28 protein-coding genes are annotated in these 24,406 nt (G+C 57.0%); 24 read left to right on the top strand and 4 right to left on the bottom strand.

Features of this window, described 5'->3' with window-relative positions; genetic code table 11:
- Positions 1 to 70: 70 nt before the first annotated feature.
- From hmeg3_RS18405 to hmeg3_RS18325, 17 genes are all read left to right on the top strand, one after another.
- Positions 71 to 676 carry a MotA/TolQ/ExbB proton channel family protein gene (locus tag hmeg3_RS18405; RefSeq protein ID WP_094565010.1) on the top strand — a complete coding sequence of 202 codons (606 nt, stop codon included), beginning with the start codon at positions 71 to 73 and terminating at the stop codon, positions 674 to 676.
- A gap of 12 nt (positions 677 to 688) precedes the next feature.
- Positions 689 to 1,147, top strand: coding sequence for a biopolymer transporter ExbD (locus hmeg3_RS18400; protein ID WP_094565009.1), 459 nt, complete (start codon positions 689 to 691; stop codon positions 1,145 to 1,147).
- Between the two features lie 84 nt (positions 1,148 to 1,231).
- Entirely contained in the window at positions 1,232 to 2,215 is a 984-nt protein-coding gene (gene lpxK / locus hmeg3_RS18395) for a tetraacyldisaccharide 4'-kinase (RefSeq protein ID WP_232512025.1), read from the top strand.
- Entirely contained in the window at positions 2,196 to 2,405 is a 210-nt protein-coding gene (locus tag hmeg3_RS18390; RefSeq protein ID WP_094565007.1) for a Trm112 family protein, read from the top strand. The genes lpxK and hmeg3_RS18390 overlap by 20 nt, the downstream gene beginning before the upstream one ends.
- 48 nt (positions 2,406 to 2,453) lie before the next feature.
- Positions 2,454 to 3,257: a 3-deoxy-manno-octulosonate cytidylyltransferase gene (gene kdsB, locus hmeg3_RS18385; RefSeq protein WP_094565006.1), complete on the top strand. Its 804-nt coding sequence runs from the start codon at positions 2,454 to 2,456 to the stop codon at positions 3,255 to 3,257.
- A 313-nt stretch (positions 3,258 to 3,570) separates the two neighbouring features.
- Entirely contained in the window at positions 3,571 to 4,227 is a 657-nt protein-coding gene (gene adk / locus hmeg3_RS18380) for an adenylate kinase (RefSeq protein WP_094565005.1), read from the top strand.
- A 262-nt stretch (positions 4,228 to 4,489) separates the two neighbouring features.
- On the top strand, positions 4,490 to 6,607 hold the full coding sequence (locus hmeg3_RS18375) for a sodium-translocating pyrophosphatase (RefSeq protein ID WP_094565004.1): 2,118 nt from the start codon (positions 4,490 to 4,492) through the stop codon (positions 6,605 to 6,607).
- A gap of 81 nt (positions 6,608 to 6,688) precedes the next feature.
- Positions 6,689 to 7,447 carry a 3-hydroxyacyl-CoA dehydrogenase gene (locus hmeg3_RS18370; protein WP_094565003.1) on the top strand — a complete coding sequence of 253 codons (759 nt, stop codon included), beginning with the start codon at positions 6,689 to 6,691 and terminating at the stop codon, positions 7,445 to 7,447.
- A 99-nt stretch (positions 7,448 to 7,546) separates the two neighbouring features.
- On the top strand, positions 7,547 to 8,743 hold the full coding sequence (locus tag hmeg3_RS18365) for a patatin-like phospholipase family protein (protein WP_094565002.1): 1,197 nt from the start codon (positions 7,547 to 7,549) through the stop codon (positions 8,741 to 8,743).
- Positions 8,744 to 8,867: 124 nt separating this feature from the next.
- The gene (locus hmeg3_RS18360) at positions 8,868 to 9,260 is read left to right on the top strand and encodes a ribonuclease domain-containing protein (RefSeq protein ID WP_094565001.1); all 393 of its coding nucleotides are present in this window, start codon (positions 8,868 to 8,870) and stop codon (positions 9,258 to 9,260) included.
- Positions 9,239 to 9,706, top strand: a complete 468-nt coding sequence (locus hmeg3_RS18355; RefSeq protein WP_369828895.1) for a barstar family protein — start codon at positions 9,239 to 9,241, stop codon at positions 9,704 to 9,706. Before hmeg3_RS18360 ends, hmeg3_RS18355 begins: the two co-directional genes overlap by 22 nt.
- A gap of 75 nt (positions 9,707 to 9,781) precedes the next feature.
- Positions 9,782 to 10,402, top strand: a complete 621-nt coding sequence (gene purN / locus hmeg3_RS18350) for a phosphoribosylglycinamide formyltransferase (protein ID WP_094566438.1) — start codon at positions 9,782 to 9,784, stop codon at positions 10,400 to 10,402.
- A gap of 22 nt (positions 10,403 to 10,424) precedes the next feature.
- Positions 10,425 to 11,681, top strand: coding sequence for an RsmB/NOP family class I SAM-dependent RNA methyltransferase (locus hmeg3_RS18345; RefSeq protein ID WP_094565000.1), 1,257 nt, complete (start codon positions 10,425 to 10,427; stop codon positions 11,679 to 11,681).
- Positions 11,681 to 12,268: a phospholipase D family protein gene (locus hmeg3_RS18340; protein WP_094564999.1), complete on the top strand. Its 588-nt coding sequence runs from the start codon at positions 11,681 to 11,683 to the stop codon at positions 12,266 to 12,268. Before hmeg3_RS18345 ends, hmeg3_RS18340 begins: the two co-directional genes overlap by 1 nt.
- Before the next feature lie 49 nt (positions 12,269 to 12,317).
- On the top strand, positions 12,318 to 13,655 hold the full coding sequence (locus tag hmeg3_RS18335; RefSeq protein WP_157739304.1) for a mechanosensitive ion channel family protein: 1,338 nt from the start codon (positions 12,318 to 12,320) through the stop codon (positions 13,653 to 13,655).
- A 162-nt stretch (positions 13,656 to 13,817) separates the two neighbouring features.
- Complete coding sequence (locus tag hmeg3_RS18330; protein WP_094564998.1) at positions 13,818 to 15,014, top strand: fatty acid desaturase; 1,197 nt, start codon at positions 13,818 to 13,820, stop codon at positions 15,012 to 15,014.
- Positions 14,971 to 15,411, top strand: coding sequence for an MliC family protein (locus hmeg3_RS18325; RefSeq protein ID WP_232511711.1), 441 nt, complete (start codon positions 14,971 to 14,973; stop codon positions 15,409 to 15,411). The genes hmeg3_RS18330 and hmeg3_RS18325 overlap by 44 nt, the downstream gene beginning before the upstream one ends.
- A gap of 136 nt (positions 15,412 to 15,547) precedes the next feature.
- Here hmeg3_RS18325 and rpmG read toward each other — a convergent pair whose 3' ends face one another.
- The 3 genes from rpmG to radC all read right to left on the bottom strand — a co-directional run bounded on the left by rpmG (position 15,548) and on the right by radC (position 16,890).
- Entirely contained in the window at positions 15,548 to 15,715 is a 168-nt protein-coding gene (rpmG, locus tag hmeg3_RS18320) for a 50S ribosomal protein L33 (protein WP_007877024.1), read from the bottom strand.
- A gap of 24 nt (positions 15,716 to 15,739) precedes the next feature.
- Positions 15,740 to 15,976, bottom strand: coding sequence for a 50S ribosomal protein L28 (rpmB, locus tag hmeg3_RS18315; RefSeq protein WP_007877026.1), 237 nt, complete (start codon positions 15,974 to 15,976; stop codon positions 15,740 to 15,742).
- A gap of 239 nt (positions 15,977 to 16,215) precedes the next feature.
- A complete protein-coding gene (gene radC, locus hmeg3_RS18310) occupies positions 16,216 to 16,890 on the bottom strand; it encodes a DNA repair protein RadC (RefSeq protein ID WP_094564996.1) in 675 nt (224 codons plus the stop codon).
- Between the two features lie 121 nt (positions 16,891 to 17,011).
- Here radC and hmeg3_RS18305 point away from each other — a divergent pair, with 121 nt between their 5' ends.
- The 7 genes from hmeg3_RS18305 (at position 17,012) to hmeg3_RS18275 (ending at position 23,676) form a co-directional block, all read left to right on the top strand.
- Positions 17,012 to 17,467 carry a peptidylprolyl isomerase gene (locus hmeg3_RS18305; protein ID WP_094564995.1) on the top strand — a complete coding sequence of 152 codons (456 nt, stop codon included), beginning with the start codon at positions 17,012 to 17,014 and terminating at the stop codon, positions 17,465 to 17,467.
- 10 nt (positions 17,468 to 17,477) lie between these two features.
- Positions 17,478 to 18,440, top strand: a complete 963-nt coding sequence (gene ispH, locus hmeg3_RS18300; protein ID WP_094566437.1) for a 4-hydroxy-3-methylbut-2-enyl diphosphate reductase — start codon at positions 17,478 to 17,480, stop codon at positions 18,438 to 18,440.
- 541 nt (positions 18,441 to 18,981) lie between these two features.
- Positions 18,982 to 19,911 (top strand): branched-chain amino acid ABC transporter permease, encoded by a 930-nt coding sequence (locus tag hmeg3_RS18295; protein WP_050478544.1) that lies wholly within the window; start codon positions 18,982 to 18,984, stop codon positions 19,909 to 19,911.
- Positions 19,912 to 20,105: 194 nt separating this feature from the next.
- Positions 20,106 to 21,323, top strand: a complete 1,218-nt coding sequence (locus hmeg3_RS18290) for an ABC transporter ATP-binding protein (RefSeq protein ID WP_094564994.1) — start codon at positions 20,106 to 20,108, stop codon at positions 21,321 to 21,323.
- A gap of 31 nt (positions 21,324 to 21,354) precedes the next feature.
- Positions 21,355 to 22,122, top strand: a complete 768-nt coding sequence (locus hmeg3_RS18285; RefSeq protein ID WP_094564993.1) for an ABC transporter ATP-binding protein — start codon at positions 21,355 to 21,357, stop codon at positions 22,120 to 22,122.
- A 129-nt stretch (positions 22,123 to 22,251) separates the two neighbouring features.
- The gene (locus hmeg3_RS18280; protein ID WP_094564992.1) at positions 22,252 to 22,977 is read left to right on the top strand and encodes an ABC transporter ATP-binding protein; all 726 of its coding nucleotides are present in this window, start codon (positions 22,252 to 22,254) and stop codon (positions 22,975 to 22,977) included.
- Positions 22,978 to 23,106: 129 nt separating this feature from the next.
- Positions 23,107 to 23,676, top strand: a complete 570-nt coding sequence (locus hmeg3_RS18275; protein ID WP_094564991.1) for an NADPH-dependent FMN reductase — start codon at positions 23,107 to 23,109, stop codon at positions 23,674 to 23,676.
- Between the two features lie 152 nt (positions 23,677 to 23,828).
- Here the strand turns inward: hmeg3_RS18275 and hmeg3_RS18270 are convergent, their stop codons facing one another.
- On the bottom strand, positions 23,829 to 24,293 hold the full coding sequence (locus tag hmeg3_RS18270) for a PA2169 family four-helix-bundle protein (RefSeq protein ID WP_094566436.1): 465 nt from the start codon (positions 24,291 to 24,293) through the stop codon (positions 23,829 to 23,831).
- Between the last annotated feature and the right edge of the window lie 113 nt (positions 24,294 to 24,406).

Below are 24,406 nucleotides of genomic sequence, written 5' to 3'. Positions count from 1 at the left end.
CGCGTTACATTCTGCACCGGAAAATTAATCCGTATACATTCAGTTCTTTCAGTTCAAAAAGGAGTTTCTCTTGTTCGCAATCATCCAAGCCGCAGGCTGGCCGATCTGGCCGTTATTGATCGCCTCCGTCATCGGCCTTGCGCTGGTCATCGAAAGACTCTTGTATCTGCGCCGCTCGCGCATCCTGCCTGAAGATCTGTTGCCGGAAGTGGTGCGCGTCTATGAGTCCGGCCGCGTCAACGACGATGTGATCGACAAGCTGGAACAAAATTCACCGCTGGGCCAGGTGCTCGCCGCCGGCTTGCGCAATGTCGACGCGCCGCGCGAAGTCATGAAGGAAGCCATTGAAGAAGCCGGTCAGGCCGCCGCCCACCGTCTGGAGCGTTATCTGACCACTCTGGGTACGATTGCCTCGCTGGCGCCGCTGATGGGGCTGTTCGGCACGGTCATCGGCATGATCGAAATCTTCGCTTCGCAAAACGCCGCCGGCACCAATCCTGCGCAGCTGGCGCACGGTATTTCGATTGCCTTGTACAACACCGGTTTCGGCCTGGCGATTGCGATGCCGGCGCTGGTGTTCTATCGTCACTTCCGCGCGCTGGTCGACGGCTTTGTGGTCGACATGGAGCAGCAAGCGGTCAAGTTCGTCGACGTTGTGCACGGCGCGCGCCAGTAAAGAGGAACTGCCATGAATTTTCGCAAAGGCCGCGGACGGGAAGATCTGGAAATCAACCTGATTCCCTTCATTGACGTCTTGCTGGTGATCGTGATCTTCCTGATGGTGACGACGACCTACAGCAAGTTCACCGCCTTGCAGATTACGCTGCCGACGGCCGACGCCGAGAAGGCGCTGGAGCAGCCGTTTGAACTGAACGTTGCCGTCGACGCACAAGGGCATTACGCCATTAATAACGTGCAGATTGCGGCGCGCGACGTCAGCGGCATCGCCAAGGAATTGCAAAGCGCAGTCCAGGCTAACGAGGCCAGTGTTGCTGCCGGCACCGTCACGGCCAAGGCTGATCCGGTGGTCATCATTAATGCCGACGCACTGGCCGCGCATCAGACCGTGATCAATGTGCTGGAAGCGGCGCGCACGGCTGGTTTTTCGCGCGTGACCTTTGCTGCACAAAGCAGCAGCGGCAAGTAATTGCGGACGCTGTTTTCGTTTCTCTGACCAGGCCCACTTTTGTCCGATCACGCTTCCTTTGAATCCGCATTGACGCGCGCCTGGATGCGGCGCGGCTGGCTGGCGTGCCTGCTATGGCCATTATCGCTGCTGTTTGGGCTGATCGCGCTGATACGGCGCACCTTGTACCGCTTCGGCTTCAAGCAAGCGGTGCGTTTACCCGTGCCGGTGATTGTGGTCGGCAACATCTTTGTCGGCGGCACCGGCAAGACACCATTGACGATCTGGCTGGTGCAAGCCTTGCGTCAGGCCGGCTATACGCCGGGCGTGATTTCGCGCGGCTACGGCTCCAAGCTGGCCGAAGCGCGCGAAGTCACTTCTGCCTCGCAGGCGCAGGACGTCGGCGACGAACCGCTGTTGATTGCAGAACGTACCGCTTGCCCCGTCATGGTCGGACGCGCACGCGTGGCTGTCGGTCAGGCGTTGCTGGCTGCGCATCCTGACGTTGATGTGCTTGTCTCGGACGATGGTCTGCAGCATTACGCCATGGCGCGCGATGTCGAGATCGTCTTGTCGGATGCGCGCGGCAACGGCAATGGCTGGTTGTTGCCGGCAGGCCCGTTGCGTGAGCCTGTTTCACGTCGTCGCGATTTCACGGTGTGCAATGTCGGTAGTGACAGTAGCGCCACTGCGCCCGCAGGCGCTGTTTCCATGAAGTTGGTAACCGATCAGGTTGAGCTGTTAAAGGATCGTGCCTGCACACAGCCGTTGGAGGCGCTGAGCCGGGCTGAGGACATCGTGGCGGTCGCCGGCATCGGCAATCCATCGCGTTTTTTTGCGACACTGACCCAAGCCGGTCTGAACTTTGAAGCGGTGGCATTGCCAGATCACTATGATTTCGCACAAAACCCTTTTGCCGGCCTGACGGCCGCGGTGATCCTGATCACCGAGAAGGATGCAGTAAAATGCAGGGCAATTGAGGCCATCAAAAACGACCCGCGTATCTGGGTCGTGCCCGTGACGGCGCGCATAGACGGCGCGCTGGCTGAACATATAGTGGAGAAACTCCGTGAACGCCCGACTGCTTGATATTCTCGTTTGCCCGATTTGCAAGGGACCGCTCGAGTTCGACAAAAAAGCCCAGGAACTGATTTGCAACGGCGACAAGCTGGCTTATCCGATTCGCGACGGCATTCCCATCATGTGGGCTGACGAAGCACGCGATCTTGGTGCTGCGCCTGTGACACCTGCTGCTCCGGTTGCTCCAGCTGCCGAATAAACTGCCTTAGTCCACTTTCTGTTTGTTGACCGTCTGATTGCACCCGCCATGTCCTTTACCGTCATCATTCCCGCGCGCCTTGCTTCCACCCGTTTGCCGAACAAGCCTTTGGCCGATCTCGGCGGCAAGCCGATGATCGTCCGTGTGGCGGAGCGGGCGGCCTTGTCGGGAGCCGCGCGTATCGTGGTGGCAACCGACCATCGCGATATCTACGCCGCGTGCGAGCAGCATGGCATCGACGTCGCCATGACGCGCGCCGATCATCCGTCCGGCACCGATCGCATTGCTGAAGTAGCGGCCGCGCTGGATCTGGCCGACGACGCCGTGGTGGTGAACGTGCAGGGCGACGAGCCCTTGATCGATCCGGGTCTGATCGCAGCCACCGCCGGTCATATCAAGTCGGATGTGCCAATGGCGACCGCCGCGCACAGCATCGAGCTGCTGCCGGAGATGTTCAACCCGAACGTCGTCAAGGTGGTGCTGAACAAGGAAGGCCGGGCCATGTATTTTTCGCGCGCGGCGATTCCATGGCATCGCGACGGTTTTGCGCAGTCCAAGGAAAGCCTGTCCGAGTTGCACAGCCACGAGTTCGCACCGCTGCGGCATATCGGCATGTACGCCTACACCAACAAATTCCTGCAGATCTACCCGACGCTGACGGCTTCGCCGCTGGAGCGCATCGAAGCGCTTGAGCAATTGCGCGTGCTCTGGCATGGCTATTCGATTGCGGTGCATGTGACGTCGTTGTTGCCGGAAGCCGGTGTGGATACGCCGGAAGACCTGGAGCGCGTACGCAAGCATTTTCAAGCGCCTCCCGACAGTCCGCTGGTCGCGGCAATTTCCGCTTTGTAATTTTTTGTCCCTGATGAGGCGACAGGGGCGATATGCGCTTGGCATAATGGCGAGACGATTCGTATCGCACTTGATGTCCATCAGGACCCGCTTTGTAAGTCTGCTGTCATTCTTACCAGTGATAATTCACAGAACCGGGCTGCCTAAAAAATAGGCGTTTGTCATGATCTGGTAAGATTTTGTGGTAAGTTTCGTACAGAGCAGAGATACACGGCGTCAACAGAGACAATCGCCTTCGATGGCAGCAATTGGATAGGTTGTTACGTTCAGTGGCCATCGCAACAGAATTCAAAACTTCAATTTAGGAAAAAATATGCGCCTCATCCTTCTAGGAGCGCCTGGTGCCGGTAAAGGTACGCAAGCCACTTTTATCAAGGAAAAATACAATATTCCGCAGATTTCGACCGGAGACATGCTGCGCGCCGCCGTGGCTGCCGGCACGGAACTGGGCATTGCCGCCAAGAAGGTCATGGACGCAGGCGGTCTGGTGTCGGACGACATCATCATCGGTCTGGTCAAGGATCGCCTGAAGCAAGCTGATTGCGCCAACGGTTACCTGTTCGACGGTTTCCCGCGCACGGTTCCGCAAGCCGACGCCATGAAGGATGCCGGCGTCAAGATCGACTACGTGCTTGAAATCGACGTTCCCGACAGCGCCATTGTTGAACGCATGAGCGGCCGTCGCGTGCATCAGCCTTCGGGCCGCACCTACCACGTCAAGTTCAATCCACCGAAGGTTGAAGGCAAGGACGACGTCACCGGCGAAGCGCTGATACAGCGTGACGACGACAAGGAAGAAACCGTCAAGAAGCGCCTGTCGGTGTATCACGAACAGACCGAAGTGCTGGTTGGCTATTACGGTAAATGGGCCGAGTCGGGTCAACCCGGCGCGCCGCAATATCGCAAGATCGCCGGCGTCGGACCGGTGGAGCAAATCAGAGAGAGTGCATTTAAGGCACTGTCGTCATAAAATGAAGCGGACCATGTGTCCGCTTTTTTTTACGCCCGTGATCAGGCTGGAGTGGCGACAGCGGCACCAGCAGTAACATCAGCAGGGAGAGCAGGCCAAAGTAGCGAAGGGGTACAAGCCCGGCATCACATAAAAGATCCATAAGAAAAAGGGCGACGTAAAGTTTTGCAGTGCGCAGTGTCTGTACAGGACCGGTCAAAAAGAGCGGCGGTGCAGAAGGTCGTGATTGTTTACTTTGTCGTGATAACAAGGAGGAGACATGATGGCAGGAGCCTTATGGTTTGCCGTAGCATGCGGCGTCGTCGCAGTGATCTATGGCCTCATTTCCCGCAGTTGGATTCTCAAACAAGACCCCGGCAACCAGCGCATGCAGGACATCGCAACCGCGATCCAGCAAGGCGCTGCGGCTTACCTGGCGCGTCAATATCGCACCATTGCGCTGGTCGGCGTGGTGCTCTTCATTGTCATCGCATTGATTCCCGGCCTAGGCTGGATTACGGCGCTCGGTTTTCTGATCGGTGCCGTGTTGTCGGGCGCGTGCGGTTTCATCGGCATGAACGTCTCGGTGCGTGCCAATGTGCGTACTGCGCAGGCGGCGACCAAAGGCATGAACGAGGCGCTCAACGTGGCGTTTCGCGGTGGCGCGATCACCGGCATGCTGGTGGTGGGGCTGGGCCTGCTGGGCGTGGTGCTGTTCTTCTGGTGGCTGTTTTTGCGCGGCGTCGGCAATGCGCCGTCGCTGCATGATGCCATCCAACCCTTGATCGGCCTTGCATTCGGCGCCTCGCTGATTTCCATCTTTGCGCGCCTGGGTGGCGGCATCTTCACCAAAGGTGCGGACGTCGGCGCCGATCTGGTAGGCAAGGTCGAGGCAGGGATTCCCGAAGACGATCCACGCAATCCGGCGGTGATTGCCGATAACGTTGGCGACAACGTCGGCGACTGCGCAGGTATGGCGGCCGACTTGTTCGAGACCTATGTCGTCACGCTGATTGCGACCATGTTGCTGGGCAGCCTGCTGCTCAAGGGTGCGGAAGTGCTGGCAGTGGTGTATCCGCTGTTGCTGGGCGGCGTCTCCATTCTGGCGTCGATTATCGGTTGCATGATGGTCAAAGTGGCGCCTGGCAAAAAGATCATGTCGGCTCTTTACACCGGTTTGTGGTGGGCGGCGGGATTGAGTCTGGTCGGCTTTGCCATCGTCACCTGGACGGTGATGCCACCGGAACTGCGGGTAGCGATGATGGGTTCAGAGGTGATCGGTATCGTACTGACCGGGCTGATGGTCTACATCACGGAGTACTACACCGGCACTGACTTCAAACCAGTCCAGCATATCGCGGAGGCCTCCACGACAGGCCATGGCACCAACATCATTGCAGGTCTCGGCGTGTCGATGAAGTCGACCGCTTATCCCGTGCTGGCGGTGTGCGCGGCGATCCTGGCGTCGTATTGGCTGGCCGGTTTATACGGCATTGCCATCGCGGCGACGTCGATGCTGTCGATGGCCGGCATCATCGTGGCGCTGGATGCTTACGGGCCGATTACCGATAACGCAGGCGGCATTGCCGAGATGTCGGGCATGCCGGAGTCGGTGCGCGCCATTACTGATCCGCTGGATGCTGTCGGCAATACCACCAAGGCGGTGACGAAGGGTTATGCCATCGGCTCAGCCGGTTTGGCTGCGCTGGTGCTGTTTGCCGATTACACGCATGCACTGGATTCGGTGGGCAAGAGCACATCCTTCGATTTGTCCAATCCGATGGTAATCGTCGGCTTGTTCATCGGTGGTTTGATTCCCTACCTGTTCGGCGCCATGGCGATGGAAGCGGTGGGGCGCGCGGCGGGTGCGGTGGTGATCGAAGTGCGCCGTCAGTTCAGCGAAATCAAAGGCATCATGGATGGCAGCGGCAAGCCTGAGTACGACAAGGCCGTCGACATGCTGACCTCGTCGGCGATCAGGGAAATGATCGTGCCGTCTTTGTTGCCGGTGGTCGTGCCGATCATCGTGGGTCTGCTTCTCGGGCCGGCCGCATTGGGTGGATTGCTGATGGGAACCATCGTTACCGGCCTGTTTGTGGCGATCTCGATGACGACCGGCGGCGGCGCCTGGGACAACGCCAAGAAGTACATCGAAGACGGCCACCACGGCGGCAAGGGTTCCGATGCGCACAAGGCGGCCGTGACCGGAGATACGGTTGGCGATCCTTACAAGGATACGGCCGGTCCCGCTGTCAATCCGCTGATCAAGATCATCAACATCGTGGCCTTGTTGCTGGTGCCTTTGTTGCCTGCGCCGGCTTTGACTGCAGCATCGGCTGTCGTTCCGGCAAGCGTTACTGAGACAACTGCTGTTGTTGTGACCGTCCCCGTGGGAAAATAGCCTTTCACATCCCACAAGGATGATCACAAAAATGACCGGCATGGGTACTCCATGCCGGTCTTTATATTGGAGAACAGAGACATGCAGATTGCTGGACAAGTGTTTGTAGTAACAGGCGCAGCATCGGGATTGGGCGCGGCAACCGCGCGCATGCTAGCGGAAAACGGCGGCAAGGTGGTGTTGGCCGATTTGCAGGAGGAGGCCGGTGAGAAGCTGGCAACCGAGCTGAAAGGCAAATTTGTGCGCTGCGATGTCACGACCGAAGAAGACGGTCTCAAGGCAATCGACGCAGCAAAGCAACTCGGCAGTCTGCGCGGCCTGATCAATTGCGCCGGCATCGCGCCCGGCGCCAAGCTGATCGGCAAGGATGGCCCGCATACCATGGCCTTGTTTCAGAAGACACTGAACATCAATCTGGTTGGAACCTTCAACATGGCGCGTCTGGCCGCCGATGCCATGAGCAAACAGGATCCGGTGGAGCAGGGTGAGCGTGGCGTGATCATCAATACCGCCTCGGTGGCCGCGTTTGACGGTCAGATCGGGCAGACGGCCTATTCTGCATCCAAGGCCGCGATCGTCGGTATGACGTTGCCGATGGCGCGCGATCTGGCGCGTAGCGGCATCCGTGTGATGACGATTGCCCCGGGGATCTTCGAAACGCCGATGATGATGTCCATGCCGCAAGAGGTACTGGATTCGCTTGGCGGTGCGGTGCCTTTCCCGCCTCGTCTGGGCAGGGCGACGGAATATGCGCACCTCGCCAAGACCATCATTGAAAACCTCATGCTCAACGGCGAAACCATCCGTCTCGATGGCGCTATTCGCATGCCGCCAAAATAGAATAGTTACGTAATTTATCTTTGCGTATTTTTGGCAACACCTCGCATTTTTGATGTCTAAATCTCGCCTAAAGCGTGTGTGCCCTGCTAAGCTGTTGACATGGAGTCAACAGATAAAAAAACAGGATTAATCCTGACTGGCGGAGGCGCACGCGCGGCTTATCAAGTCGGCGTGTTGAACGCTTTGTCCATGATTTTGATGGAAGCCGGCTGGCCGGCCCATCGGAATCCTTTTCAGATCATCTGCGGTACATCGGCCGGTGCAATCAATGCAACAGCGCTGGCCTGCCGTGCCGACGACTTCGGCGAGGGCGTGCGCGAACTGATGAGCGTCTGGTCCAACTTCCGCGTCGAACAGGTTTACCGCGCTGACTCTCTCGGCGTGATTCGCTCCGGCGCGCGTTGGCTGTCGTTGTTTTCCTTTGGCTGGCTGCTGCGCAAATGGCGCGCCAATCCGCCCAATTCTCTACTGGACAACACACCGCTGGTTACCATGCTGCATCGCCTGCTGGATCTGCCGCGGCTGGACGATGCACTGGCCAACGGCACCTTGCATGCGCTGGCGGTGACGGCTTCGTCCTATACCGGTGGCCAGCATCTGACCTTTTATCAATCGATGCAGGAAATCGAGCCGTGGCGACGTACTCAGCGCGGCGCTATCCGCGACCAGATCGGCGTCGAGCATTTGCTGGCGTCGTCGGCAATTCCGTTCATCTTTCCTGCGATTCCGATTTTTTACGAAGGCCGCCGCGAATATTTCGGCGACGGTTCGATGCGCCAGATCGCGCCGATTTCTCCCGCCATTCACTTGGGTTCGAGCAAGATTCTGGTGATTGGCGCCGGTCGCATGGGCGAGCGCTCCGAAGCGCCGACCGAGCTGGCGCAATATCCGAGTCTGGCGCAGGTGGCCGGTCACGCCTTGTCGAGCATCTTCCTCGACGGGTTGGCCGCCGATATCGAACGCACCAACCGCGTCAATCAGACTTTATCCATGCTCACCGCCGAGCAGCGCGCCAAGATGCCATTGCGGCCGATCGAAGTGCTGGTGATTTCCCCCTCCGAACGCATTGACGAGATCGCCAGCCGACACGTCAACAGCCTGCCGCGCCCCGTGCGCGTGATGCTCGGCGGTATCGGCGCCACCGAAGTGCGCGGTGCGGCGCTGGCTTCCTATCTCCTGTTCGAGCAGAGCTTTACGCGCGAGCTGATCGCTCTCGGCGAACGCGATACCTACGCCATGCGTGATCAAGTTCTTGCTTTTTTTGAACCAGATCTGGCCTTGGCGCTCCAAGCCTGAGCTTCACGCACCTACGTTGCAGAACGCAGATTCGGGTTGCTTGGTTTGAAGCAAAACGTTACTCTACGCAATGGTATTGCGAAAAATTAATACTTGTGCAACATAAAATAATGCGAGCCTGCTCTTGAAGACAACCTTTCTGAAACAGTGGTGTGTATTTCTCGCAGCACTGTTGTTATCGTTCTCCGTACTCGCCAAAGGCTCGTCTGGCGCGGACGTCGAGGCTGGTGTTGGCAATGTTGCAGTAGGCTCTTTGCCGCAGGAAGCGCAGCAGACGCTGGCCCTGATCAAGCAGGGCGGTCCGTATCCGTATGCCAAGGACGGCGTCGTGTTTGGCAACTACGAAGGGGTTTTACCCAGGCAGAAGCGCGGGTATTATCACGAATTCACCGTGAAAACGCCGAAAGCGCGTAATCGCGGCGCGCGTCGGATCATCTCCGGCGGCAATCCGCAAACATCGGGTGAGTACTATTACACCAAGGATCACTATCAGACATTCCAGCGCATCAGGGAATGAACAAGCAGATTCTGGTTGCAGCATCCATTGCAAAATCTGAGGGAGAAATGAGTTTATTTAAAACGGTGCCGCCAAATGTTGTGCAGTCCATCCGCGCTTTCCGCGTCGGCGACTTGCAGGAAGAGGCTGCTCGTCTTGGCCAGCACTTTCTGTACGCCTATTGCGCTGAGGCAATGACGAAGCAGCAGGTTCTGGCGATCATTGCCGGCGCTTTTCATTTTCCCCGCCATTTTGGCAAGAATTTCGATGCGCTCGGCGATTGCCTGACCGATTTGACGCACAAGGCCGGCCCGCAGCCCGGTTTTATTGTTGTCATTGAGCAATTGCCAAACACGCAAAAATTCGACAAGGAAGCGCGCGAAACCTTGCTGGACGTGTTCCGCGATGCGGCGGATTTCTGGGCCGACAAGAAAGTTGCTTTCCGCGTTTTTTACTCATTTCAGTAACATTTACCCGCCCGTAGTTGCATTTTTGCCGATTTTTCGTCAATTTGATCACGGGCAGCGGTTACAATGCCGACCATGAGAAGCATTGTTATCCTGATTTCCGGACGCGGCAGCAATATGGAAGCCATCGTCCGGGCCGCAGAGGCTCAAAACTGGCCCGTTTCCATCGCAGCAGTCATCAGCAACCGGCCAGATTCGGCCGGTCTTGATTTCGCCCGGCAGCATGGTATTGCGACCGCAGTCGTCGCCAACAAGGACTATCCCACACGCGAGCTGTTTGACACCGCCTTACGCACCGTCATTGATGGGTTTGCGCCCGATCTGGTGGTACTGGCCGGTTTCATGCGTATCCTGACAACGCCTTTTGTCGAACACTATGCCGGACGGATGCTGAATATTCATCCGTCGCTGCTGCCATCCTTTCCCGGACTGGCAACGCACCGGCAAGCGTTGGCGGTGGGCGTCAAGCTGCATGGCGCAACGGTGCATTTCGTCACTCCCGATCTGGATCACGGACCTATCGTGGTACAAGCGGCAGTGCCGGTATTGAGCACCGACAGCGAAGAAGTGCTGGCTGAGCGCGTGCTGCAACAGGAACATCTAATTTACCCGCGCGCTGTGCGCTGGTTTGTCGAAGGCAAGCTCCGCCTGGACAACGGTCGTGTTCACATCGACCCGTCCGCCGAGCAAGTCTGAATATCACTTTGAAGGAAGCAGTATGAGATTGCCACCCGCAATCGTTCCCCACACGGAAGAAGTCTTGCGTGAAATTTTGCGTTTTACCGGCCCGGCCGATGTGACGCTGTCCCGCTATTTCCGCGAGAATCCCAAGTTGGGCGGCCGTGAACGCGGCGTTATCGCAGAGTCGGTCTATGGCTTGTTGCGCAACAAATCGGTCTACACCAATTTTGCGGAATCCGGTGTCGGTCCCATGATGCGCCGTATGGCGCTGCTGGGCCTGACGGACACCGTCAGCATCGAATCGATCGCCGGCTTGTCGACGGAAGAAGTCGAATGGCTCACGCGCACCGCACAAATCGACCGCAACAAATTGCCGCTGGCGATGCGTTCGAATCTGCCCGCCTGGTTGCTGGAAAAACTGATCGCACGCGACGGTGAAGCTGCCACCATGGAGCTGGCCGAAGCCATGAATCAACCCGCTCCGCTGGATTTGCGCGTCAACGTCATCAAGTCCAACCGTGAAGCCGTCGCCGCAGAATTGGCCGCCGCGCCGATTCTGTGCGAACCGACGCCATATTCGCCGCTGGGTTTGCGCGTGATCAAGAAACCGGCTTTGCAAAATCTGCCGTTGTTCAAGGATGGCGCCATCGAAGTGCAGGACGAAGGCAGCCAGTTGCTGGCTCAGGTCGTCGGCGCCAAACGTGGCGAAATGATCGTCGACTTTTGCGCTGGCGCTGGCGGCAAGACGCTGGCATTGGGCGCAGCTATGCGCAATACCGGTCGTTTATATGCATTCGACGTTTCAGAGAAGCGTTTGATCAAACTCAAGCCGCGTCTGGCGCGCAGCGGTTTGTCGAACGTGCATCCGGTCATGATCGCACATGAGAACGACGCCAAGGTCAAGCGTCTGGCAGGCAAGATTGACCGTGTACTGGTCGATGCGCCTTGCAGCGGCTTGGGCACCTTGCGTCGCAATCCCGACATGAAATGGCGTCAGACGGTGGAAACCATCGCCGAGATGCACGCCAAGCAGGTCAATATTCTCACCAGCGCGGCCCGTCTGTTGAAGGCCGGCGGTCGTCTGGTCTATGGCACCTGCAGTTTCCTCAATGAAGAAAACGAAGACGTCGTCGCTGAATTCTTGCAAAACAATGCCGACTTCACGCTGGTGCCGATGAGCGCCGTGCTGGAAGAGCAAAAGATTGCACTGGAAATGGGTGACTACCTGAAGCTGCTGCCGAACCTGCATCAGACTGACGGTTTCTTCGCTGCCGTATTGGAACGCAAGAAATAATGCGGGCAGGCATCTGGCCGGCGCGCCGGGCTATCTGGTTCTCGCTGGCGCTGCTGTCAGTCAGCGCCGCAGCGCAGGCTTTTGATTCCGGCGCCGCCAACGGTACACAACCGATGGCGGCGCAGGGAACCCTGCAGGTCGCTTTCACACCCGGCGACGATATCGAGGGCCTGATTGCGGAAACGCTCGACAAGGCGCGCAAGCAGGTTCTGATGCAAGCTTACATACTGACGAGCAAACCGCTGACGAACGCCTTGATCGCAGCGCGTAAACGCGGCGTCGATGTGCGTGTGCTGGTCGATGCCGACCAGCTCAACAAGTCCGGGCGCGAGCGTATCGCCGACCTGCAGAGAGCGGGCATCAAGGTCTTGCAAGAAACGAAATACAAAAACGCCCACAATAAAGTTATTGTCATCGACGCCGGCAATGCCGACGCGACGGTGATTACCGGTAGCTACAATTTCACCTGGACTGCGCAGAACAAGAACGCAGAAAATATCCTGGTCGCACGTAAAAATCCTCCGCTCGCTGCCAAATATGCCGCCAACTGGATGCGCCACTTCCAGGAAGCCGAGGCTTATCAATAAGATTGACTGCAGATTGACTGCATAGTGCGTCTGCTTCTCTACAAGGACCATGTCAACTTTGCTCTCTGATTTCTACGAATACCTGTTTGGTGATCTGGCCCCGCTGGAGCTGATGCGCCAGGCCGTCGTCATTCTCATGTGCGTACTGGTTGGGCTGGGTTTGTCGCGCTGGGTGCGCAAGCTGTTTACGCTTTCCTCCAGCGAAGACAGCGTGGTCAATATCGGCGTGAAAAGCTTCGTGCGGGTGTTGTCGCCGCTGTTGATTCTGATCCTGCTGGTCGTAGCGCGGCTGGTGCTGATGCGCCTGAAGCTGCCGGTGACGCTGTGGCAGGTCATGCTGCCGCTGATGATTTCCCAGGTGGCGATGCGTTTCGTATTTTATGTGCTGCGCCGGATTTTCATCAAAGACGCCACCGCAGGCGCTTTTCTTCAGCTGTTCGAAAAAATCTTCGCGATTCTGGTCTGGATCTGCGTACTGCTCTACATCACCGGGTTGTGGCCTGATCTGGTCGACTATCTCGATACCACCATGCTGCCGCTGGGCCGTCACAAAACGTCGTTGCTGACCATCCTGCAGGCGACCGCATCGGTGCTGGTGACGCTGATTATCGCCATGTGGGCCGGCGCCATGCTGGAAGAGCGGATGATGAAGCTCAACACCATGCACTCATCGCTGCGTACGGTGGTAGCACGGCTGGTGCGGGCAATCCTTATTCTGGTGGCGATTCTGGTCAGCCTGTCGCTGGTCGGCATCGATCTGACGGTGCTGTCCGTGTTCGGCGGCGCTTTGGGCGTTGGCCTTGGTCTGGGTTTGCAAAAGATTGCGAGCAGCTACGTATCGGGATTTGTGATCCTGCTGGAACGTAGCCTGGCTATCGGCGACATGGTCAACGTCGACCGCTATTTCGGGAAAGTCACGCAGATCAATACGCGCTACACTATCCTTGAAGGTCTGGACGGCATCGAATCGGTCTTGCCGAATGAAATGTTCATGTCCAGCCCGGTGCAGAATTATTCGCTGAATCGAAAAATTATACGTTTGGCAACACAAGTTACTATTTTGTATCAGGACGATATCGAAACCGTATTGTCTATGCTGGAGCAGGCCACAATTGGTGTGGAGCGGGTGTCCGACCAGATCCTGCCGCAAGCCCTCCTCATCAAGATCGGGGAAGACGGTTTGCAGCTGGAAATAGGTTTTTGGATCACCGATCCTGAAAACGGTCGTCTAAATGTGCTCTCGGACGTTAACAGAGCCATCTGGCGGGTATTTAAAACCCAGGGAATCCAGGTGGCGCATCCAAAACGCGACATTCGCGTGATGGATCAGCGCAGTTTTGAACAAAGTGTTGTCGGTCAGGCATCTTCCATGCACAAGGATGCATAATCAGCGTACAATGCCGGAAAATACAAGAATATAAGTGGTAGATGGTTGCAGCTTAAGTTTGCAACTCTTGTTTGCAACGGGGTTCTAACCTTGTCGCCCTTATCGGCTGGCGACTCAGCTTGGCAAGTTCAATTGCCGTGAAGTATTTCTTTTGGAGTGGTAATGACAGTAGATTCGATCCTGGACTTTCTTTCGAACGGCTTGCTGCACGCAACCGGTTGGCAGATTTTCTTTTACACCCTGATCATGACGCATATCACGATCGCCGGTGTGACCATTTACCTGCATCGCTGCCAGGCGCACCGTGCGTTGGATCTGCACGCCATTCCAAGCCACTTTTTCCGTCTCTGGTTGTGGATGACCACAGGCATGGTCACCAAGGAATGGGCTGCGATTCACCGCAAGCATCACGCCAAGTGCGAAACTGAAGAAGATCCGCATAGCCCGCAAGTGCGCGGCATCAAAAAGGTGCTGCTGGAAGGCGCCGAACTGTATCGCGCAGAATCCCGTAACGCCGAAACCATGGAAAAGTATGGCCATGGCACACCGGACGACTGGATCGAGCACAATATCTATAGCAAATTCGGCTGGCAAGGCGTCGGCCTGATGCTGATCATCAACGTCATGCTGTTCGGCGTCATCGGTCTGACCGTTTGGGCTGTGCAGATGCTGTGGATCCCGATCACCGCCGCCGGCATCATCAACGGTATCGGACACTTCTGGGGCTACCGCAACTACGATTGCAACGATGCTGCGACCAATGTGTTTCCATGGGGCATCATCATCGGCGGCGAAGAGCTGCACAACAATCACCATACCTTCGGCACGTCGGCCAAGCTGTCGTCCAAGTGGTACGAGTTTGACATCGGCTGGATGTATATCCGCATTCTGGAAATGATGGGTCTGGCCAAGGTCAAGAAAATTGCACCTGCGCCGAAGTTCGATCGTCAGAAGCTGGTCGCCGACTTCGACACGCTGCAGTCCGTGATCGCCAATCGCTACGATGTGATGTCCAAGTACGCCAAGTCGCTCAAGCGCGCCTGGGCTGATGAGCTGGAGCATCTGGCTGAAAAGGCCAAGCTGGAATCGCGTTTCCTGAAGTCGTCCAAGAAGTTGCTGCAACGTGAGCCGGCCAAGCTGGAAGACGGTCAGAAGCAACAATTGTCCGAACTGTTCACACACAGCAAGGCGCTGCAAACCATGCACGAAATGCGCGTGGAACTGGCTTCGATCTGGGGCCGTTCCAACTCGACGCGTGAACAGCTGCTGCATCAGCTGCAAGACTGGTGCGTGCGTGCAGAAGCCTCCGGCATTCATGCATTGCGCGACTTCGCTCAACGCTTGCGTAGCTACGCTTAATTTGTCTCGGTCGGCTGTGGGTAAAATCTATTCTTCGGTTTTGCTCGCGGCCGTCGCCGCTTTTGCGGCACTTCCCGGCGCAACACTGGCGAAGACTTCAAGCCTCACTCTCCCTGGTATCAAACTGTTCAGTCAGCAACGCGTGATTTATCGCTGTGCGGGCGACGTACGCTTGCCGGTACGTTATCTCAACACGGATGCCGGCTCGCTTGCCTATTTGCCTGCAGGCGGCAAGAGACTGCTGTTCGTCAGTGTGGTAGCTGCTTCCGGCGTGAAATACGTGGCCGGCAATTACGTCTGGTGGAGCAAAGGCAAGGAGGGTTTTTTGGCCGATAAAACGCAGGGCGAGGATGCTGAGCCGATCTTGAAGGACTGTAAGCAGATCGAGAACTGGTAGAGCAGTCTGGCTGCGCAAAGGCGGTGATCCTGAGCCGTCAACATCAACAACGTCAGCGGCAACATGAATGCCTCAGACAATAAAAAGCCCCACAGATTTGCATCGCGGGGCTTTTTACTTACAAGAGAAAAATCAATTACTTGATCTTGGTCTCTTTGTATTCGACGTGCTTACGTGCCTTGGGATCAAACTTCATGATCGCCAGCTTTTCAGGCGTTGTACGCTTGTTCTTTGTCGTGGTGTAGAAGTGACCTGTACCTGCGGTCGACTCCAACTTGATTTTGTCGCGGCCGGATTTAGCCATGATAGATTTCCTTTACTCTGCTAGTTAGACTTTTTCGCCGCGAGCACGCATATCGGCCAAGACGGCATCGATGCCGACTTTGTCGATTACGCGCAAACCAGCGTTGGACAAGCGCAGGGAAACCCAGCGGTTTTCCGACTCAACGAAAATGCGACGGTTTTGCAGGTTAGGCAAAAAGCGACGCTTGGTCTTGTTGTTTGCATGGGAAACGTTGTTGCCGACCATCGGCCCCTTCCCGGTGACTTGGCAGACACGTGCCATGTTAGTACTCCTTATAAATTCCAGAAATTGGAAAAAAGGAGAGTATATATAGAAAACTCTGATTTTTCAATGACTTGCGAAAAACAATTGTGTCGTTGTTTGTTTTTGTGTTTAACAATTTGATGAGCATGCTATGAATGAGATGCACGCCTCTCTTCTGCCATCTCTTTCGTACGCCTGCGCCTTCCTGCTGTGGCCTCTCAAGTTCAGGGCAGTCAGGGGCGCAGTCAGCGCAGGCTTTATAGCTGGCCGTGCTCCGCAAAGGAATGTGTCTCCCGTCCCGCCACCACGATATGATCAAGAACCTTGATGTCGACCAGGTTTAGCGCCTGTTTGAGATTGCTGGTCAGATGCAGGTCGGCGGCACTCGGCGTGACTTCGCCGGATGGATGGTTGTGCGCAAGAATCAGGCTGGCCGCATTATGCGCCAGCGCCGCTTTGACGATTTCACGCGGATACACACTGGCATGCGTCAGTGTGCCGCGAAACAGTTCCTCCGACTCGATCAGGCGATTTTTGACGTCGAGGAACAGGACGACGAAGGCTTCATAGGCTTTTCCATGGAACAGTAACTGCAAGTATTGCTTCACCGCCTCTGGAGAGCTGAGTGTGGTGCCTGTACGCAACTCTTCCGATAGCGCGCGCCGGGCCAGCTCCAATACCGCTTGCAGCTGTGCATATTTGGCCGGCCCCAGGCCATTGATTCGGACGAAATCGGTCAGCCTGGCGGCAAACAGGGCCTGCAGGGAGCCGAAATGCCCCATCATGTCGCGCCCCAGATCCACCGCGCTTTTACCGGCCACGCCAACGCGCAGGAACACGGCCAGCAATTCGGCGTCAGACAGAGCAGGGGCACCTTGTTTGATCAAGCGTTCGCGCGGGCGCTGGTCTTCCGGCCAGTCAGTAATCGCCATGGAGTCCTTGGTTCGAGAATGTTAGTGAATAAATTAAGCGGTCTGAAGTCGAGGCTTGTTTTTACGGAGTTGGGCAAGGTGGCTTACAATAGCGGGCTGTCACGCTTACTGAAACTTCTTCATGTCCAACGCATCTGTCCCGGTCGTCACCGAAAACGCTTACCTCACACTGCACTACCGCCTGGCATCCATGGCCGGCGAAAATATCGTCAGTACCTTTGAGGAAAAGCCTGCCACGCTGCAATTTGGCCAAGGCCAACTGGCGCCGTTTCTGGAGGCTTGCTTGCTGGGATTGGAAGAGGGGGCGCATCAGACGTTTGAGCTGTCTCCCGATAAGGCTTTTGGGCCGCGCAACCCGGAATTGGTTCAGCGCATCTCGCGCGCCACGCTGGAAGAGAATTCGTCCATGGATGAAGATTATCGCGTCGGTGACCTCGTCGATTTTGCAGCACCGGGCGGTGGACGCTTTGCCGGCGTGCTGCGCGAGATTGACGAGCAGGGCGCGCTGTTTGATTTCAATCATCCGTTGGCCGGACAAACGCTGAAATTTGAAGTGAAAATCATCGGGATTCTGTAAGGTGCTCGATATGGATAAGCAAGAACCTGAAATTTTATTGGCTCAACCGCGCGGTTTCTGCGCCGGGGTTGATCGCGCCATCGAAATCGTTGAGCGCGCGCTGACGCAGTTCGGCGCGCCGATTTACGTGCGCCATGAAATCGTCCATAACGCCTACGTCGTTGCCGATCTGCGGAACAAAGGCGCCATCTTCATTGAAGAGCTGGCGGATGTCCCCGCCGGCAACACCGTCATTTTTTCTGCGCACGGCGTGTCCAAGGCTGTACAGGCAGAAGCGCAAGAACGCGGCCTGACCGTCTTCGACGCCACTTGCCCGCTGGTCACCAAAGTCCATATGGAAGTCGCCAAGATGCGCCGCGAAGGCCGCGAGATCATCATGATCGGGCACGAGGGCCATCCTGAAGTTGAAGGCACCATGGGCCAGACTGAGGCAGGCATGTATCTGGTCGAGACTGTCGACGATGTCGTGAAGCTGAAGGTCACTGATCCGGATTTGCTGGCGTATGTCTCGCAGACCACGCTATCGGTCGATGACACCACCGACATCATCGCTGCGTTGAAAGACAAGTTTCCCAACATCGCCGAGCCGAAAAAAGGCGATATCTGCTATGCCACCACCAATCGTCAGGAAGCCGTCAAGTTTATGGCTCCCCAAGTCGACGTCGTGATTGTGGTCGGCAGTCCCAATAGTTCCAATTCCAACCGCCTGCGCGAAGTGGCCGAGAAGAAGGGCGTGCCGGCCTACATGGTCGACAACGCCGATCTCATCAATGCCGACTGGCTGGTGGGCAAGAAGCGCATCGGTGTCACCGCCGGCGCCTCGGCTCCGGAAGTATTGGTGCAGGCCGTCATCGACCGGCTCAAAGAGGGCGCAACGCGCAGCGTGCGTATTCTCGACGGCATCGAAGAAAACGTGACTTTCCCCATGCCGAAAGGTCTGGGCGGCGGACGTTCCATCGTCAGTAACGGCTAAATTGGGTTCGCCGGGTAATCGCGATTTGTAATTCGTAATCCGGTTCGCAATTACAGCCCTTGTTTGACACACATCTTTAAAGCAAAAAAAGCGCACTCGTTGCGCTTTTTTTGCGTCTTTCGTTGGCCGCATATCCAATGCCAGCGTGCATTAGCGTCTATTCTCGTATTGTGGGAGCTGCTTAGGTATAATCCCGCTCCAACCGGCGAGTCCCCACAAGGTGCGCTCGCTTTTTTCACATTACAGATCTTTCGACCAAGAAGGAGTGCAATCGATCATGAGCATCCCCATGAGCACTTTCAATTATCTGCCCCAGCTTGCCCGCACACGCTCCATCTTGACGCGTTTCTTTGACCTCTCGTCTTATCTGTATCCATAGCATTCGGTGCTGACGGCCTTGGTAGGCAAGGCTATCGGCCATTTGCAGAAATTCTCGGATCGGGAACAGTTTTTGCTCTCAAGCTCGCATGCAATCGTAGATGCTCAGGCGTCTTGCATCGACATATCTCATTGACGTTACGAATTTAGGAAGTAGGCATTTATGGACATATTCATCCAGCAAATCATCAACGGCCTGGTCTTGGGGAGCATGTACGCCCTGATTGCCTTGGGTTACACGATGGTGTACGGGGTCTTGAACCTGATCAATTTTGCGCACGGCGACGTGCTGATGATCGGGGCGATGGCCGGTTTGAGCATTCTGAAACTGGTGCAGCACGTGGCGCCGGATCTGCCGGGCATCGTCAAGTTGATCATTGCGATCATCGGCGCGATCCCTGTGTGCGTGATCGTGAGCATGATCATCGAGCGTGTGGCCTATCGTCCGTTGCGCAATGCGCCACGGTTAGCGCCATTGATCACCGCCATCGGCGTATCGATCCTGCTGCAAACGCTGGCCATGATGATCTGGGGCCGCAGCCCGGTTCCCTTCCCGCAAATCATGCCGTCGGATCCGGTGCATATCGCCGGCGCGCTGATCTCGCCCACCCAGATCATGCTGTTGCTGCTGGCCTTGGCCGCGATGATCGGCCTGGTGCTGATCGTTGAGAAGACCAAGATGGGCCGCGCCATGCGCGCCACCGCCGAGAACCCGCGCATTGCAGGCTTGATGGGCGTGGACTCGAATCGCGTGATTGTCGTCACCTTCATCATCGGCGCGGCGCTGGCCGCGATTGCCGGCGTCATGTGGGCGGCGAATTATTCGACAGCGCAATTCGCCATGGGCTTCGTGCCGGGGTTGAAAGCCTTCTCGGCAGCGGTGCTGGGTGGTATCGGCAATATCTATGGCGCCATGCTGGGCGGCATTCTGCTGGGTCTGATTGAAAGTCTGGGCGCCGGTTACATCGGCGATCTGACGGGCGACTTCCTGGGCAGTAACTACCAGGACATCTTCGCCTTCATCGTGCTGATCATCGTCTTGACCTTACGCCCATCCGGAATCATGGGTGAACGCGTCGCCGACCGCGCTTAAAAATTTACTCATGTTCCTACTGCGCGAACGTGATCTGCCGCCGTACGGTGCTCGCCATCCTCGTGTACTTCAGTACACTCCGGTGGCTGTGCTCCGGTCGACGACAGCTGACGTTCGCTCGCTACGGAACCTAAGCAAATTTTCCATTTGCTAACGCAAATAGCCTCAGAACAGATAAAGAAAGAGAGACCGACATGGCCTTCCTCACCTTCGACAAGAAACGCAACCCGCAGCAGGCCAGACTCAGCCTGGCTGCGCTCCTGATCGTCATGATCGCCTTCCCGTTTGTTGCCAGCATGTTCGGCAACTCCTGGGTACGCATCATGGACATGGCCTTGCTCTACATCATGCTGGCCCTGGGCCTGAACGTGGTGGTGGGCTTTGCCGGCCTGCTGGATCTGGGCTACATCGCCTTCTACGCCATCGGCGCCTACACCGCCGGTTTGCTGGCCTCGCCCCAGTTCGCCGACGTGCTGCAATCCTTCGTCAACACCTATCCGGCGGTGGGCAACTTCCTCGTCATGGTCTGCGGCCCGCAGATCGTGCAGAGCGGTATCCACCTGTCGCTGTGGATCATCGTGCCGCTGTCGGCCCTGATTGCGGCCGTGTTCGGCGCACTGCTGGGCGCACCGACCCTGAAGCTGCGCGGCGACTACCTCGCCATCGTGACCCTGGGCTTCGGTGAAATCATCCGCATCTTCATGAACAACCTCAACGCCCCGGTCAACATCACCAACGGGCCGCAAGGCATCAACCTGATTGACCCGATCCGCGTCTTCGGCGTCTCGCTGGCCGGTGAACCGGGATCCGGCTCCATCGTCAAGTTTCTCGGCTTCACCATGCCGTCGGTCAACGCCTATTACTTCCTCTTCCTGCTGCTGTGCATCGGCGTGATCTTCTTCTCGATCCGCCTGCAGGATTCGCGACTGGGCCGTGCCTGGGTCGCCATCCGCGAAGACGAAATCGCCGCCAAGGCCATGGGCATCAACACGCGCAACGTCAAACTGCTGGCGTTCGCCATGGGCGCCTCGTTCGGCGGTGTGGCCGGCGCCATGTTCGCCTCCTTCCAGGGCTTTGTCTCGCCGGAATCCTTCTCCCTGACCGAATCCATCGCCGTGCTGGCCATGGTGGTCTTGGGCGGCATCGGCCACATCCCCGGCGTCGTGCTGGGCGGCATCATCCTCGCCGCCTTGCCGGAAGTGCTGCGTCACGTGGTCGAACCGGTGCAAATGAGCCTGTTCGGCAAAGTCTGGATCGACGCCGAAGTGCTGCGCCAGCTGCTCTACGGCCTGGCCATGGTCATCATCATGTTGAACCGTCCCGCTGGTCTGTGGCCGTCTCCCCGCCATGAAGACCGCCCTGAAGCCGATCACCCGCACGGCGACGAGCCGGTTGGCGTGGTCAAAGCCTAATCTCGACGAACAGCACACAGAGGACGAACCAATGAGCACCACCCTGTTAAAAATCGCCGACGTCAGCAAACGCTTCGGCGGCCTGCAAGCCCTGTCGGGCGTCAGTCTCACCATCGAACAAGGTCAGATCTACGGCCTGATCGGCCCCAACGGCGCCGGCAAGACCACCTTCTTCAACGTCATCACCGGCCTGTACCAACCCGACACCGGCAGCTTCGAACTGGCCGGCAAGCCCTACAGCCCCAGCGCCCCGCACGAAGTGGCCAAGGCCGGCATTGCCCGCACCTTCCAGAACATCCGCCTCTTCGGCGACATGACTGTGCTGGAGAACGTCATGGTCGGCTGCCACGTGCGCACCAAACAGAACGTCTTCGGCGCCGTCTTCCGTCACAAGGCCGCCCGCGACGAAGAAGCACAAATCAAAGAGAAATCACAAAAGCTGCTCGACTTCGTCGGCATTGGCCAGTTCGCCTCGCGTACGGCGCGTCATTTGTCCTACGGCGACCAACGCCGACTGGAGATCGCGCGCGCACTGGCGACCGAGCCGCAACTGCTGGCGCTGGACGAACCGGCGGCCGGGATGAACGCCACCGAGAAGCTCGGCCTCAGAGAATTGCTGGTCAAGATTCAGGCGGAAGGTAAAACCATCCTGCTGATCGAACATGACGTCAAACTGATGATGGGCCTGTGCAACCGGCTGACGGTGCTGGACTACGGCAAGCCGATTGCCGAAGGCGTACCGGCGGATGTGCAGAAGAACCCCGCAGTCATCGAAGCGTATCTTGGTGCTGCCCATTAATGCGCACCTTGTTCGCCTGCTGCGCGGGCGCAGACCAGCACTGCGATGCTCGCCTGCCCCCGCTCGCTACGGCGCTCAAGGTACGCCACAGAGTCAACGAAGCGCTGTATAAAAAGTTGAAAGATCACAATGACAACAAACATCTTAAAAGTTGAAGACCTGAGCGTCGCCTACGGCGGCATCAAGGCCGTCAAGGGCGCGAGCCTGGAAGTCAATGAAGGCGAACTGGTCACGCTGATCGGCGCCAATGGCGCCGGCAAGACCACCACCTTGAAAGCCATCACCGGCACGCTGCCGAACTGCAAAGTCAGCGGCCACATCACCTATCTCGGTCAAGCGCTGAAGGGCCAAAGCTCCTTCAATCTGGTGCAGCAAAAGCTGGCGATGGTGCCGGAAGGGCGTGGCGTTTTTACGCGCATGAGCATCCACGAGAACCTGCTGATGGGCGCCTACACCAGCGACGACAAGCAGCAGATCGCGCAAGACATCGACCACTGGTTCACCGTGTTTCCACGATTGAAGGAACGCGCCAGCCAGATGGCAGGTACCTTGTCGGGCGGCGAACAGCAGATGCTGGCCATGGCGCGTGCGCTGATGAGCCATCCGAAATTGCTGCTGCTGGATGAACCGTCGATGGGCTTGTCGCCGATCATGGTGGAGAAGATCTTCGAAGTGATCCGTACGGTATCGGCGCAGGGCATCACGATCCTGCTGGTGGAGCAGAACGCCAAGCTGGCCTTGGAAGCAGCGCATCGCGGCTATGTGATGGAGTCTGGCCTGATCACCATGACCGGCAACGCCAAGGACATGCTCAACGATCCGCGTGTGAAGGCGGCTTATCTGGGTGAAGGCTGATCTAAGGCTGACGAGTGCCTTCTAGGAGATGCGAAGTCTGGTGTAGGATAGATCGGTGTTTTCCGCTGTTTGCAAACGCAATTTCAGATTCGGTTTGCAGATTCGACTTCCCTTATCAAGGACACTGAAATGAGCGATACCCCGATCACGATTCTTGGCATCTCCGGCAGTTTGCGTGCAGGTTCTTACAACACGGCGGCTCTTCACGCCGCGGCGGAATTGCTGCCGCCCGGCGTACGCCTGATTCAGGCCGACATTTCCGACATTCCCTTGTATAACGACGATGTGCGCGCCAAAGGATGGCCGCCGTCGGTAGAGCGCTTTCGCAAACAGATCGCGGAAGCCGATGCGATTTTATTCTCTACGCCGGAATACAACTACTCCATTCCCGGCGTGCTGAAAAATGCGATCGATTGGGCCTCACGTCCGCCTGAGCAGCCGTTTGCAGGCAAGGCAACGGCGATCATGGGCACCAGTCCAGGTGCTATCGGTACGGCACGTGCGCAGTATCACTTGCGCCAGATCGGCGTTTTTCTTGATCTGAAAATCCTGAATAAACCGGAAGTCATGATCGGTGGTGCGGGTGATCGCTTTGACGCCAACGGCAAACTGACCCATGAACCGACACGTGAATTTATCAAGACCATGTTGGTTGCGCTGCAGGAGTTGGCGCTCATGTTGAAGCACCACAAAAAATAAATTGACGGACTAAAAACTGAACGAAAAAAGAGCGGCCGTTAAGCCGCTCTTTTTTATTCTCCTTGATGCTTTGCCAAGTGCTTTCTGCCGCGTGAAATACGCGTCCAGTAAGCGTTAAATAAGCCTTGGCGCATCGAATCTCAAACCAAGCTTTAAGCCGCCTTCTTGGCGCGCACCTGATCCCGCAATGCCTTCACACGGTCGTGGTTGGCCAGCACGCCTTGATACTGACGTTCAATGATCAGGCGCACATCGCTTGGCAAGTCTTCCGCCAGCGCCTTGCGATAGGCGTTGACGGCAGCATCTTCACCACGCTCGCATTCGTTAAGGATGGCTTCGTCGTTCTTGCCGACGATGGCGCTCTTGATGTTGATCCATTGACGATGCAGCGCGCCGCTCACCGTGGTGTGATTCGTTGGTTCGCCACCCAGCGCACGCACCAGATTTTGCAATTCCAGGGCACTCTGGCCGCAAGCCTGAGAGCGTTCCAGGAACTGTGTCTTGTAGTACGCCTGACGTTCCGAGGCGTCTTCCGCGCAGACGCGGAAACCTTCTTCGCCATCCTTCGAAATCTGGATCAGATCGTTCAGAGTATCAATCAGTTGATCGTTTTTCATCATGTACCTTTCATTGAAATGGAGGGAAAAAGTTTTTTCTTTTTCTGTTCATGCATCAGTGCAAATCAGTGCACGAAGAGATAGATCAGTACCAGCACGAAGGCGGGAACGCC

The sequence above is a fragment of the Herbaspirillum sp. meg3 genome, from assembly GCF_002257565.1.
Taxonomy (GTDB): Bacteria; Pseudomonadota; Gammaproteobacteria; order Burkholderiales; family Burkholderiaceae_D; genus Herbaspirillum.
This window is presented reverse-complemented; position numbering and strand designations above follow the sequence as displayed.

Excerpts from the sequence above, each read along its gene's own strand:
- hmeg3_RS18400 (WP_094565009.1), top strand. The coding sequence starts at position 689 with ATGAATTTTCGCAAAGGCCGCGGACGGGAAGATCTGGAAATCAACCTG.
- lpxK (WP_232512025.1), top strand. The coding sequence starts at position 1,232 with ATGCGGCGCGGCTGGCTGGCGTGCCTGCTATGGCCATTATCGCTGCTG.
- kdsB (WP_094565006.1), top strand. The coding sequence starts at position 2,454 with ATGTCCTTTACCGTCATCATTCCCGCGCGCCTTGCTTCCACCCGTTTG.
- adk (WP_094565005.1), top strand. The coding sequence starts at position 3,571 with ATGCGCCTCATCCTTCTAGGAGCGCCTGGTGCCGGTAAAGGTACGCAA.
- hmeg3_RS18375 (WP_094565004.1), top strand. The coding sequence starts at position 4,490 with ATGGCAGGAGCCTTATGGTTTGCCGTAGCATGCGGCGTCGTCGCAGTG.
- hmeg3_RS18370 (WP_094565003.1), top strand. The coding sequence starts at position 6,689 with ATGCAGATTGCTGGACAAGTGTTTGTAGTAACAGGCGCAGCATCGGGA.
- hmeg3_RS18365 (WP_094565002.1), top strand. The coding sequence starts at position 7,547 with ATGGAGTCAACAGATAAAAAAACAGGATTAATCCTGACTGGCGGAGGC.
- purN (WP_094566438.1), top strand. The coding sequence starts at position 9,782 with ATGAGAAGCATTGTTATCCTGATTTCCGGACGCGGCAGCAATATGGAA.
- hmeg3_RS18345 (WP_094565000.1), top strand. The coding sequence starts at position 10,425 with ATGAGATTGCCACCCGCAATCGTTCCCCACACGGAAGAAGTCTTGCGT.
- hmeg3_RS18340 (WP_094564999.1), top strand. The coding sequence starts at position 11,681 with ATGCGGGCAGGCATCTGGCCGGCGCGCCGGGCTATCTGGTTCTCGCTG.
- hmeg3_RS18335 (WP_157739304.1), top strand. The coding sequence starts at position 12,318 with ATGTCAACTTTGCTCTCTGATTTCTACGAATACCTGTTTGGTGATCTG.
- hmeg3_RS18330 (WP_094564998.1), top strand. The coding sequence starts at position 13,818 with ATGACAGTAGATTCGATCCTGGACTTTCTTTCGAACGGCTTGCTGCAC.
- hmeg3_RS18325 (WP_232511711.1), top strand. The coding sequence starts at position 14,971 with ATGCATTGCGCGACTTCGCTCAACGCTTGCGTAGCTACGCTTAATTTG.
- rpmG (WP_007877024.1), bottom strand. The coding sequence starts at position 15,715 with ATGGCTAAATCCGGCCGCGACAAAATCAAGTTGGAGTCGACCGCAGGT.
- rpmB (WP_007877026.1), bottom strand. The coding sequence starts at position 15,976 with ATGGCACGTGTCTGCCAAGTCACCGGGAAGGGGCCGATGGTCGGCAAC.
- radC (WP_094564996.1), bottom strand. The coding sequence starts at position 16,890 with ATGGCGATTACTGACTGGCCGGAAGACCAGCGCCCGCGCGAACGCTTG.
- hmeg3_RS18305 (WP_094564995.1), top strand. The coding sequence starts at position 17,012 with ATGTCCAACGCATCTGTCCCGGTCGTCACCGAAAACGCTTACCTCACA.
- ispH (WP_094566437.1), top strand. The coding sequence starts at position 17,478 with ATGGATAAGCAAGAACCTGAAATTTTATTGGCTCAACCGCGCGGTTTC.
- hmeg3_RS18295 (WP_050478544.1), top strand. The coding sequence starts at position 18,982 with ATGGACATATTCATCCAGCAAATCATCAACGGCCTGGTCTTGGGGAGC.
- hmeg3_RS18290 (WP_094564994.1), top strand. The coding sequence starts at position 20,106 with ATGGCCTTCCTCACCTTCGACAAGAAACGCAACCCGCAGCAGGCCAGA.
- hmeg3_RS18285 (WP_094564993.1), top strand. The coding sequence starts at position 21,355 with ATGAGCACCACCCTGTTAAAAATCGCCGACGTCAGCAAACGCTTCGGC.
- hmeg3_RS18280 (WP_094564992.1), top strand. The coding sequence starts at position 22,252 with ATGACAACAAACATCTTAAAAGTTGAAGACCTGAGCGTCGCCTACGGC.
- hmeg3_RS18275 (WP_094564991.1), top strand. The coding sequence starts at position 23,107 with ATGAGCGATACCCCGATCACGATTCTTGGCATCTCCGGCAGTTTGCGT.
- hmeg3_RS18270 (WP_094566436.1), bottom strand. The coding sequence starts at position 24,293 with ATGAAAAACGATCAACTGATTGATACTCTGAACGATCTGATCCAGATT.